This window comes from Hymenobacter profundi (genome assembly GCF_019334315.1).
GTDB classification, from domain to species: domain Bacteria; phylum Bacteroidota; class Bacteroidia; order Cytophagales; family Hymenobacteraceae; genus Hymenobacter; species Hymenobacter profundi.
This window is the reverse complement of sequence record NZ_JAHWGL010000137.1, coordinates 1-10,749: the sequence shown is the minus strand read 5'-3', so window position 1 is coordinate 10,749 and position 10,749 is coordinate 1. Positions and strand designations below refer to the sequence as shown.

Below are 10,749 nucleotides of genomic sequence, written 5' to 3'. Positions count from 1 at the left end.
AGATTCCTCCCGCTGGTCGAAATGACAATCTTTAGAAGCATGCGAGTTTACCCCCGTGCGCCAAAAATAGCGCTGCCTACCCGCACCAGGGTGCTACCTTCTTCGATGGCCAGGGGGTAGTCGGAACTCATGCCCATGGAGATTTCCCGGAAATGGTCGGCATCGGCGAAAAAGCGGCTCTTCAGCTGCTCGAAGTAGCCGCGCAGCGTCTGGAACTCGCGGCGGAGCTGGGCCACATCATCGGTGAAGGTAGCCACACCCATCACGCCCGTTAGGCGCACGTGACGGAGCTGCTGATACTCGTCGGATTGCAGCATTTCTTCGGCTTCCGCGAAGCTGAGGCCGGTTTTGGTTTCCTCGTCGGCAATGTGGAATTGCAGTAGGCCGTTCACCACCCGGTCGTGCTGGGCGGCCCGTTTATCAATTTCCAACAGCAGTTTTAAGCTGTCGATGCTCTGGATGGTATGCACGAAGGGCGCCAGTTGCTTCACCTTATTGGTTTGCAGGTGCCCAATGAGGTGCCATTCCACGTCGGCGGGCAGCTCGGGTTGCTTGGCCACCATCTCCTGCACCTTGTTTTCGCCAAACAGCCGCGCACCGGCCTCATAGGCTTCTTGCAGCTTCGCTACCGGGTGGGTTTTCGTGACGACTACCAGGCGGGCCGGCGTTCCGGCCAGCTCGGTTTCTATGTGCTGAATGTTCTCGGCAATGCTCATGCGGCAAAGGTAGGCACTGCCGCCGTGGGGTAAGGGATAAGGTCGGACTTAATCCTCCAACGCATTCGTCAAAAACGTGTTCTTCAGCCCCAGCCACACCAGCCACAGCAACACGCACCACCCCAGGTAGATGCGGTAGTAATCCTTGGTATTGCGGTAGCGTGTTTGCTTGATTTCGGACTTCTCGTACTGATTGATACGCCGGAATACTTGGCGCAGGCCCGCATTGTCGGTGGCACGGAAGAACTGGCCTTCGCCAGCCTGCGCAATTTGGCGCATGGTGGTTTCGTCGAGGCGGGTTTCCACGTAGCGGGTGCGGCCCGACGGGTCGGTGCCAAAGGGAACGGTACCGTCGCGGCCCAGGCCGATGGTGTAGATTTTCAGGCCGTAGGCGTGGGCCAGTTGGGCGGCCGTGAGCGGGTCGAGGCTGCCGGCAGTATTCTCGCCGTCGGAAAGCAAGATGCACACTTTGGTACGGCTGCGCGAAGCCCGAAGGCGGTTGGTGGCCACGCCCAGCGCAGAGCCAATGGCCGTGCCGTCGTTGGCAATCATACCCAAGTGTAGGTTGCGCAGCTCGTCGCGCAGCAGGTCATAGTCGGTGGTGAGGGGGGCCAGGGAGTAGGCATCGCCAGCAAACACCACCAGCCCTACCCGGTCGCCGGCGCGGCTGTCCACAAACTCGCGGGCCAGGCGCTTGGCGGCTTCCAGGCGGTTGGGGCGCAGGTCGCCCAGCTCCATCGAGCCCGATACGTCCAGCACCAGCAGCAAGTCGATGCCCTCGCCGGTTTGCACCACGCGCTCGTCGGTGCGTTGAGGGCGGGCCAGCGCCACCAGGCCAAACATCAGGCTGAGGGCCAGCACCACATCGGGCACAAAACGCAGCAGCGCCGACCAATCCTGGCGCACCCTACCCCCCACAAAGGCCACTCCCAGCCGGGCCCGGCGACGGTAGGTCAGCGCCCAGCGTACCACAAAGAGCAGCGGCACCACCGGCACCAGGAGCAACAAGCGCGGCTCCTGCCAGGTGTAGCCCGTCAGCGTAGAGTAGCGCAACGCGTCCAGGAAAGGGGCCAGCAAGCGGTGCCAAAGCTGTTCGAGCATAGAATAGAGAAGGGCAGGGTAGACGGCAAAAGACTTCCGTGTGCGGAATACGGCAGGCACGGCCTGCTATATCCTTCCGCCACGGAAGTCTTTGCCAAAGATACTACTCTATTGGTCGCAGGCTGAAAGCGCCGCGAAGGGTTTAGTGCGCAGCGCTACTCTCGAAGCCAGCCACCGTGAGGCGCACCGGCCGGGCCGATACCTTGTGCTTGGTTACGCTACCAAAATCCGTGAGCTTCACTTGGTGCACCTCGCCCAGCGAAGGCACGGCAATGTAGGCGTAGCGTTCCGTCGCTTCCAAAACCGGCTTGTAGGTATCGGCGGCTGGGGTAGCGGGAATGGCCTGGCCTTCCTTTTTCAGGGTGCCGGTGGCGAGGTCGTATACGCGCAGCTTTCCATCAAGGGTAAGAATTAGCAGGTTGCTGCCCGCCTGGTCTACCTTGCACTGTATAGCATCATTGCCAGTATAGATGGGCGTAATCCGGTCGGTGCCCAGGTCGATGAAATAGGCGCCTTTAGTGGCCACGTAGCCAATAAACTTATTGGCTGCCTTGGCATAATAGACGCTGGCCAGACGGAAAGCGCCAAAATCGGCTGGGTTAGCAATCAGGCGCTGCTCGCCCGACTGTTTCACCACCAACACGCTGCCCGAAGTATTAGCAGAGGTAGTAAAGCAGCCAAATACGGCGTTCTGCCCGTCGGTGGCGTTGCCATGGATGCTCCCGGTTGTCAGGGTAGAGGCGTGCACCAGGCTACCCGTGCTGCTGACTATGCGCACACTGGTAGGGCTGGCACCAGAGGTAGGGGCAACCGTCACGGCGTAGTTGCCATTGTCGAACTGGGCCATAGCCCCGTGGTGTGGCAGCAGTCCAGCATTGATGGTCTTGAACGTTGCGCCCGGCGTATGAAAATCGGCGTCATTACCGACGCTGAGGGTACCGTCGCCGTCGTTAAAAATCAGCGACTCAGTGCCTTTGCTTTTGAAATGGGTAGGCTTCGCGCCATTGGCCGTAATAGCAGCCCATTTCGGCGTACCCTTCACATCCACATGGTCTACGTGCGACTCTAGCCCCGTATCAAATACTTCCACCATGTTTTGACTCTGATACAGCACCGTTGCAAAACGGCCAGAAGCCGTGGTGTACAGGTTGGCCAGCGGAAACTTGGTGTTGAAGGAGGTCACCGAAGCATCGAAGGGAGTTATTTGCGTGAGCTTGGTGTCTTGCTCGTCGCTTACCAATACCCGTACGTAACGATGCTCCTGCTCAGTAGCAGCTGCGTCAGGTGCGGCATCTGAGTCGTTGTCGTCGCACGAAGACAACGTTGCCGTGGCAAGTAACGCCAGTAAAAAGGTAGAGGTGGAAAGGTTGAATTTCATAAGGGTAAGCTGCCTTGAATGAAGATTACATGAAACATTGATGCAATATTAAGACAATTAATGTTAGATATGCAACTATGTTTCATGTAATCTTCATTTAAGGCGGCTTTCCTCTCGGGCTTATCTAATGGGAATTGAACTCAGAGCTAACGAGGCGCTACTTCGGGTCACATCATTCCACCATAAAAACGAGAAAGCCCCTCGTCGGAGGGGCTTTCATGCTTCTCTTAGGGGTAGCTCTTATCTGACTTCCTACCCACTTAAGCTATCGGAAACGGTAGAGGTTAAGCATCATAGACACGCCGCCATTCGTGCGCCACGAGTTCAGGTTGTCCGTGTCGGAGGTGCGCGTACTCCACAGATTCCACATCAACCCGTTCGAGTTGCGGATCGACCACGCCTGGCTAGCATTTAGGTCCAGCCACGGACCGTACGTGGAGGCGGTGCCGGTGTCTTTCACGAAAATACAGGCCCACCGCGCAAAGATGGACTTGCCTCCCTGAATGTCCAGTACGGCGTCTTCATCCTGTAAAATACCGCCGGGCGACTTGGATAAGCTGGTGCGGGCATAGTTCATCGCCTGGAGTCCCATACTCCGGTAGTCGGGGCTGCTGTAGTAGGGTCGCAATTCATTGGCCGCCCCAATAAAGGTGCCCTGCGTATACAGCAAGGCCCCCTCCGTAATTTGGCCAGCTTTGTTCACTGCCCCCTTCACTTCGCCGGTGGCGGGCACATACATCTGCGGCACCAGCCAGTCCATAATCATCTTGGCTTTGTTACGGTAGCTCACGTCGCCGGTGGCTTTGTAGAGGCGCATGGCGCAAATCACGGCCGGCGCATTCACGCAGGTGTTTTTGGAGAGCTTGTCGGTTTTCCACCACAAGCCCCCGCCCAGCGTGGTGTCCCAACCGCGGGCCCACACCAAGTCAAAGTTCTGCCGTGCCATATCCAGCATGCCCCCGTCGTTCCAGATCTCGTAGGCGCGGATGCACATCAAGGAGCCCCAGATGATGTCGTCGTTGAACTCGTTGCTGCTCCACAGCAGGCCGTGGGCATCGCGCATGCCGTTGTAGAGGTACTGGATTTTGTTCTTGTACTCAGTGGTAGGGTTTACATTATAGGCATCAATGACGGTTTCAATGGCTTCGGCCTGGGTCCAGAAGTCCATGCGCCGGGTCTTGGCCAGATCAAACCAGTAGTTGGCCTTGAAGGTAGGGCCATACGTGCCATACTGGTTGTAGTACTTGTTGTCGTAGCTAGTCAGCGCCAGCAGCGCTTCGCTTTTGGGCACGACGGCCAGCGCGCTGACCTGGGTAGGAGCCACTCCGCCCGTCGCGTCACTATCGGTGAAAACCTCCTCTTGACAGCCCGAAAGCAGGCTCAGCAACACGGCTGGCAGAATACTCCGGTGCAGGGTGTGCCGTAGGCTAGAAGGCACGGAGGCCTGGGGGTGGGGGTGGGTAACGTGGTTCGTTTGCATAGGATGTGGAGTATGGGTGGGAAGGTAGTCCTAGTGACGAGCGGCTTCGTGACCTGGCAGCCGGGGTAGGCCATCTATCCAACGCGCTATAAAGTGTGCGCTGCGGTACGATACCGGAGAAGGTACAGGTTTTTTGCTGCCTACGAAACTAGTCCTAAGCAAAAAAGCAGTTCAAGCGCCTCACTACGAATGCTGTAGAATAAGGATAGATAGGGGTAGGTAGCTGATGCCAGCGCCTTGGCCACACGTATTCCAATAGTCCGAGCCTACACAAGTTTTCTCCGTAACCACTTGCGAACCGGCTCATCGTACCATTTCAAGGCAGCATACGCCAGCACGATTCCGCCTAGTAAAATAAGTAGCGCATAGGGCCACGCCTGCGTAAGCGTGGTGCCTGGATGATTGCTGATCCAGGCAACATAAAAATAGACCAGCGGGTAGTGCACCAGGTAAAGCGGGTAGGATAGGTCGCCCAAAAACCTACACAGTCTGCTCTCGTGGTGCGTTTGCACCGCGCTACTGGCACCCAGGTAGACGATGAGCGGAAAAAGGAGGATAATGCACACCGATTCATAGAGCCCGTTCAGCCACAGATGCGTCGCGCCGCCCAGGCGCGGCATATACAGCAGGGTAGCCAGTAGCAGGCTGCACCAGAAAAAGGCGTTGCGTATGCGCCCCGTGGGCTTGGCTACCCGAGAAAGCAACAGCCCGGCACTGAAAGGGAACATCGTACGGGTGAGGCCAATGCGGACCTGCTCTACATTCAGCGTCCAGCCGCCACTAACGTCGCCGTTGGTGATGGCCAAGTGGGCCAGGGCAATAGCCGAGAGGCCAACCAGGATGCATAAAGCGGTGTTAGAAAACTTCCGGATCCAGATGGCATACAATAGGTTCGCCACGTATTCGAAGAACAACGACCAGCCTACGCTATTCAAAGGGTGCATCTCTTGCCAGCCCCGTATATCCAGCGACAGCGGCACGGGTAGGATGGTATACCCAATGAGCAGCACCAACAGCATCTTCCAGACGGGAACCGTATGAATGAGTGGCCAGATGGTAGAATCAGTGAAATAGAAGCCGATGGCGCCGAGGGTCATTCCCAGCACTACCATAGGTTGGAGGCGTGCGACCCGGCGTTTTAGAAAACCGCCTACGCTCATCTTGTACCAACGGTCATCATAAGCGTAGCCAATCACGAAGCCAGATAGCAGGAAGAAGAAGTCGACCGCCAAATAGCCGTGATTGACCAGAATATCCAGGTGTCCGGTTCCCAGTGGCTCGGTCAGATGAAAGGTGACCACGATGATGGCCGCAACCCCGCGAAGACCGTCTAAGACGGGGTAGTGGGGTGGAGTGGCTAGCTCCTTGTTGTGTGTTCCTGGCATCAGATCGGCTAAACAGGCGAGAAGATAAATCTTTGGCAAAGTATACAAACCGAGCAGATGAAAGGCGCAGTAGGGGTAGGCCTCTTTGCTCTAAGCATGTAGTTTGGTACGACGTGTACCTGCACGAGTAGGGAAAGGCTAGCAGCAATAACCGATTCTTCTCGTGCCTAGAATACAAGGGATAAGCGCGAGGCCTAGCGGGGCCTTGGCTCATTCGCGTACCTTCGCGGCTCCTTCCGGTATCTTATACTATTCTCTTTCTTGTGAAAGCTAGTCGTCTCCTTGCACTCTGCGCCCTGTTGCTCTTTGTGAGCTGTTACCCCGCGGCGCATGCCCAAACAGCGTCCACGCCCCTGACCATTGGGCAAACCTTCACGCTGCCGTCGGAGGCGCTGCACGAAACGCGCCGCATCAACGTGTATGTACCACCGGGTTATACCGATTCAGCCGCCATACGGCTGCCCGTACTGTACATGCCCGATGGCGGGCAGAAGGAAGACTTTCTGCACGTGGCTGGTTTGGTACAGGTGCTCACGGGCAACGGGGCCATGCGTCCGTTTATATTGGTCGGGATTGAAAACACCCAACGCCGGCGCGACCTCACTGGCCCCACCAACAGCGAAGAGGATCGGAAGATTGCCCCACAGGTAGGCGGGTCTGCTGCGTTTCGGCTGTTTATTCGCACGGAGCTCATGCCTCTAATCCGGGAGCGATACCACACCGCTGCCGAAACGGCCATCATGGGGGAATCGTTGGCGGGCTTGTTTGTGCTGGAAACACTGCTTCTGGAGCCAGAGCTCTTCGACACGTACATTGCCTTTGACCCTAGCCTGTGGTGGAACAAGGGCCAGTTGGTAGACCAGGCCAAAGCCATGCTACAGGGCTACAGCGGCCAGGCAAAAACGGTGTATGTCGCCTCCAGTAGCGATGATGCCCAGATTCCCGAATCGCGCCGGCTTCCACCCGCGCTGAAGGCAGCGAAGCGCACCATCCGGTGGTATTACGAACCCATGCCTGAGGAAACGCACGCAACAATTTATCATCCAGCCGCGCTGAAGGCGTTGCGCACTGTTTTCAAACCTACAACCAATACAGCTGGTAAGTAACTGTTTATACTTCTAGTATGTGTCCTGCTTCAACATCTTCTTCAAGAGGCACGTAGGCCTGACGCTCCTGGCTTTTCGCAAAGCTCTGTGAGTAGGCTAGGAACTCATCCGCTGAACAGAACAGATTCTACGTTAGGATAGCGCAGTTCCAAAGTTACCCTCGTGCTGGATTTAATGAGCGCTCATCGGCCTGGTAGCGCACTTCTGCAAACTCGCGCAGTAGGTCGAATACCAGCGGACTTTCGGTTTCTTCTTCCATCAGCTGGTTGCCGTAGATCATGCGGTCGGCCAGGTGCAAGGCCTGGGCCACGCGTGGGTCGTGGTGGTAGTGCGCTACTATCTCGCGGGTAGTCAGGCTGTTGATGCTGTTGTTTTCGAGGGTGCTGAGGTAGTTTTTCCAGAGCGTGATGGCGCGCTCCATGTTGGTGAGGGAGCGCGACAGCTCAAACCGCTCGATGTGACGGGCATATTGAGTGAGGAAATACGCGTGATTTTTGCGCCGCCGGTACCGCTGATAGCGCCGCCGCAGGCTTTTGCGAAACCCGAGTACTAGCCCCCCGGCCACGAGTGCCAACACTGCGAAGCCAGCCAGCCAGTAGGGGTAGTTGAAGCGCGCTTCTATGGGCAGTGGTTGCACATTAGCGCGGAGGGTAGGGGTAGGAACACCGGGTTGTAAAGGAGCTGCTGTGCGCGTTAGCTGCACCGAGTCGGGGAGAGCGGGCACCGTGAGCGTATCGCGGCCGCGCAGCACCAGCACAGGTAGACGCAGGCGCTGCACGGGGTCTAGGGAAAAGGTGCGCAACAGATACACGGTGCGGTCGAGGCTGCGGCCCTGGCGGGTGCGGGTGGGCTGGTAGGAGCGCCGAATCAGCTCAAACGGCGCAAAATCGGCCGTCGAATCCGGAAAAATCACTTCCAGATTCGGCGCATGGTGGTAGGTTAGCTCGTAGCGAATGGGCTGGCCCACGCGCACGGTAGGCTGCACAAAACGGCCACGCGGCAAGGTGTCGTTGCGGGGCACGGCCTGCCCGTACGCGGTGCTACCAAGTAGCCACAAAAGCCCCGCTAGTAGCTGCCCTACCCAAGCGGCGCGCTTACCCACGGCCACCCCGCTGGTTGCGCCTCCGAAACAAACTCACCAATTGCGGCACGAAGTCGGAATCGGTGGCGATGGATATAAACTCGGTGCGGTGCCGACGGCAGATCTGCCCGATTTGCTCGCGGTTTTGCTCGTACGTGGCCCGGTAACGTGCCCGAAATACCGTCGAAGACGTGTTGGTCCACACGGTGCGGCCGGTTTCCTGATCGAGCAGCGGTATGATGCCTAGGGGCGGAAACTCCCGCTCGCGCTGATCCAGCAGCTGCACCACAATCAGGTCGTGCTTGCGGGCCAGCATCGTCAGCTCCCGCTCGTAGTTGGTGTCAATAAAGTCCGAAATCAGCAGCACAATGCTGCGCCGCTTCAGCAGGCCCAGCGCCTGCTTGATGCCCTCGGCTACATTGGTTTGGCGCGAGCGAGGTTCCAGGTCAAACAGCCGTTTGATGAGAGCATAGGCGTGCCGAATACCTTTGCCGGGTGCCAGAAACAGCTCTTTTTGGTCCGAAAACGCAAAAATGCCCAACTGGGCCTCTTGCCGGGCGGCAGCCAGCGCCAGTAGGCCACAGATGTCGCGGCCCACATCGAGCTTGCGCCTACCCTGGGCACCTACCTGCTGCGAGGCGCTAACATCGAGCAGCAATAAAACTGACTGTTCGCGTTCTTCCTTGTACGTCTTCACAAACGTGCCGTGCCCTTTGCTGGATACGGCCCAGTCGATGGCGCGCACCTCGTCGCCGTACTGGTAGAGGCGCACATCATCAAACTCCAACCCCGTGCCCTTGAACACCGAGCTGAAATCGCCCTGTAGCTGCGCGTCGGCAGTTTTGAGAATACGTATCTCCATTTGCCGCAAACGGCGCACAAGTTGCTGGAAAGGCGTGGATTCGGGCGTATTCATCACGGCTAAACTACGGGATCTGGCTAACTTTGCCCACGTGAAAACTCTTTTATCCTACGCCCTGCTGTCTTTGAGTCTGTTACTGAGCAGTTGCGACCGGCCCGAAATGGCCGTACCACCCGCCCAACTGCTCTCCAAAGAACAGATGCGCGGCATCCTCATCGACCTGCACATCTTGGAAGCGCGTATCGAGTCGGGCCGCCTGAGCACCGATTCAGCGCGGGCGCTCTACAACGAGCAGCAGCGCCTGGTATTGCAGCAGCACCAGGTCACGGATTCGGTCTTTCAGCAGAGCTACCGCTACTACGCCATCCACGACAAAGACTTGGATGGTATCTACGGGGAAATTATCGACAGTCTAGCGGCCCGCGAAAAGAAGCTGGAAGAGGCCAGCCAGAACAATCAAACGAAATAGCTATTGTTCGCACTCACTCGGCATAGCTGAGTGAGTGCAGGAGAGCATGGAATGCGAGTGTAAGTTCAAAACTTCACCATTCTTATAATAAACGGCTGCCGTTGGGCACAGGGCTAGCCACTGTGGCCAGCACAATATGCCCATCGGCATCGGGTGTGCCCGTCACGAGTACCTCGGAGCGAAACGGACCGATTTGCTTAGGTGGGAAGTTAACCACGCACCACACTTGGCGGCCTACGAGGTCGGAGGGCTGGTAGTGGTGCGTGATCTGGGCGCTGGATTGTTTTAGGCCGATTTTCGGTCCGAGATCAACTAGCAGCTGGTAGGCTGGCTTACGCGCCTGCGGGAATTCGCGGGCTTCTACAATGGTGCCCACGCGCAAGTCGACGCGCGTAAATTCGTCCCAAGAAAGGGGAGCGGGAGTGGTGGATTCTGCCATACGTAGTGCCAAGGTAGCACTTCACGCAAGGTCAACGGTTCTTATTGCGCCAAGGCAAACTGCTCCAACTGCGCCAGCTTTTGCTGCACCTGGGTTTCCCATAGCTGCTGTTGCGGCTTGTTCAGGCCGTGGTTAGTAGCCTGGTCGTAGCGGGCTTCCTCGCGCTGCCACTCCGAAAACATGGCTTTGGTCAGGTTCTGAAACTTGGGTTGCAGATGCTGGCAATCGAACTGCGTTTGGCTCAGCTTCTGGCGCATGCGGCGAGCATACAGCTCCGTGATATCGAAGTGCAGCTGCTCGTGGCGCAGCAGCTCGGGGCTGGCCTTGGTGGCCTCCCGTACCCACGATTCAGTGGGCATAAAGACAGCCTGCACCTGCGAGGAAAACACGAAATCCTTGCAGCCTACCTGCACATCAATATTGGCTGAGGTGAGGGCCGCCAAGCGGTCAGCAGGGGTAGGCTTAGTCTTGAAATCGGCCCAGGTGAGCTTGCGTTGCGCCGACCACGCAATAACCTCGGGCTTAGGCGGCGTGGTTTGGGCGGGCGTAGGAACGGAAAAAAAGCCGCCCAGCAGCAGGCTAGGCAACAGAAACGAGAAGAAGGACATGGCAGACAGGAATACTACTTCCGTGCCAACGCTGAAAGGAAGTTATTTAGTTGCGAAGTGATGAGATGGTGAGTTGTGAGGTTGTGAATAAAGAATACGGCTGTCATCCTGAGCTTGCGAAGGA

General features: G+C 57.4%; 11 protein-coding genes. 2 read left to right on the top strand and 9 right to left on the bottom strand.

Features of this window, described 5'->3' with window-relative positions:
- Nucleotides 1-47 precede the first annotated feature (47 nt).
- The 5 genes from KYK14_RS20340 to KYK14_RS20320 form a co-directional block, all read right to left on the bottom strand.
- A complete protein-coding gene (locus tag KYK14_RS20340) occupies nt 48-716 on the bottom strand; it encodes a YggS family pyridoxal phosphate-dependent enzyme (protein ID WP_219161532.1) in 669 nt (222 codons plus the stop codon).
- A gap of 48 nt (nt 717-764) precedes the next feature.
- Nucleotides 765-1,817 carry a vWA domain-containing protein gene (locus KYK14_RS20335; RefSeq protein WP_246601955.1) on the bottom strand — a complete coding sequence of 351 codons (1,053 nt, stop codon included), beginning with the start codon at nt 1,815-1,817 and terminating at the stop codon, nt 765-767.
- 142 nt (nt 1,818-1,959) lie between these two features.
- Nucleotides 1,960-3,195, bottom strand: a complete 1,236-nt coding sequence (locus tag KYK14_RS20330) for a hypothetical protein (protein WP_219161530.1) — start codon at nt 3,193-3,195, stop codon at nt 1,960-1,962.
- A gap of 265 nt (nt 3,196-3,460) precedes the next feature.
- On the bottom strand, nt 3,461-4,675 hold the full coding sequence (locus tag KYK14_RS20325; RefSeq protein ID WP_219161528.1) for a glycoside hydrolase family 76 protein: 1,215 nt from the start codon (nt 4,673-4,675) through the stop codon (nt 3,461-3,463).
- Between the two features lie 266 nt (nt 4,676-4,941).
- Nucleotides 4,942-6,060, bottom strand: coding sequence for an acyltransferase family protein (locus tag KYK14_RS20320; protein WP_219161526.1), 1,119 nt, complete (start codon nt 6,058-6,060; stop codon nt 4,942-4,944).
- Nucleotides 6,061-6,368: 308 nt separating this feature from the next.
- On the opposite strand from KYK14_RS20320, the gene KYK14_RS20315 reads away from it, so the two are divergent.
- Nucleotides 6,369-7,166, top strand: a complete 798-nt coding sequence (locus tag KYK14_RS20315; protein ID WP_219161524.1) for an alpha/beta hydrolase — start codon at nt 6,369-6,371, stop codon at nt 7,164-7,166.
- A 154-nt stretch (nt 7,167-7,320) separates the two neighbouring features.
- On the opposite strand, the gene KYK14_RS20310 is transcribed toward KYK14_RS20315, so the two are convergent.
- The gene (locus KYK14_RS20310; protein ID WP_219161522.1) at nt 7,321-8,268 is read right to left on the bottom strand and encodes a hypothetical protein; all 948 of its coding nucleotides are present in this window, start codon (nt 8,266-8,268) and stop codon (nt 7,321-7,323) included.
- Nucleotides 8,261-9,163, bottom strand: coding sequence for a DUF58 domain-containing protein (locus tag KYK14_RS20305; protein WP_219161520.1), 903 nt, complete (start codon nt 9,161-9,163; stop codon nt 8,261-8,263). The genes KYK14_RS20310 and KYK14_RS20305 overlap by 8 nt, the downstream gene beginning before the upstream one ends.
- A 37-nt stretch (nt 9,164-9,200) precedes the next feature.
- On the opposite strand from KYK14_RS20305, the gene KYK14_RS20300 reads away from it, so the two are divergent.
- A complete protein-coding gene (locus tag KYK14_RS20300; RefSeq protein ID WP_185283025.1) occupies nt 9,201-9,578 on the top strand; it encodes a DUF4296 domain-containing protein in 378 nt (125 codons plus the stop codon).
- Nucleotides 9,579-9,660: 82 nt separating this feature from the next.
- Here the strand turns inward: KYK14_RS20300 and KYK14_RS20295 are convergent, their stop codons facing one another.
- Entirely contained in the window at nt 9,661-10,017 is a 357-nt protein-coding gene (locus tag KYK14_RS20295) for a tRNA-binding protein (protein WP_208305879.1), read from the bottom strand.
- 41 nt (nt 10,018-10,058) lie between these two features.
- Nucleotides 10,059-10,625, bottom strand: coding sequence for a DUF922 domain-containing protein (locus tag KYK14_RS20290; RefSeq protein WP_219161518.1), 567 nt, complete (start codon nt 10,623-10,625; stop codon nt 10,059-10,061).
- Nucleotides 10,626-10,749 lie beyond the last annotated feature (124 nt).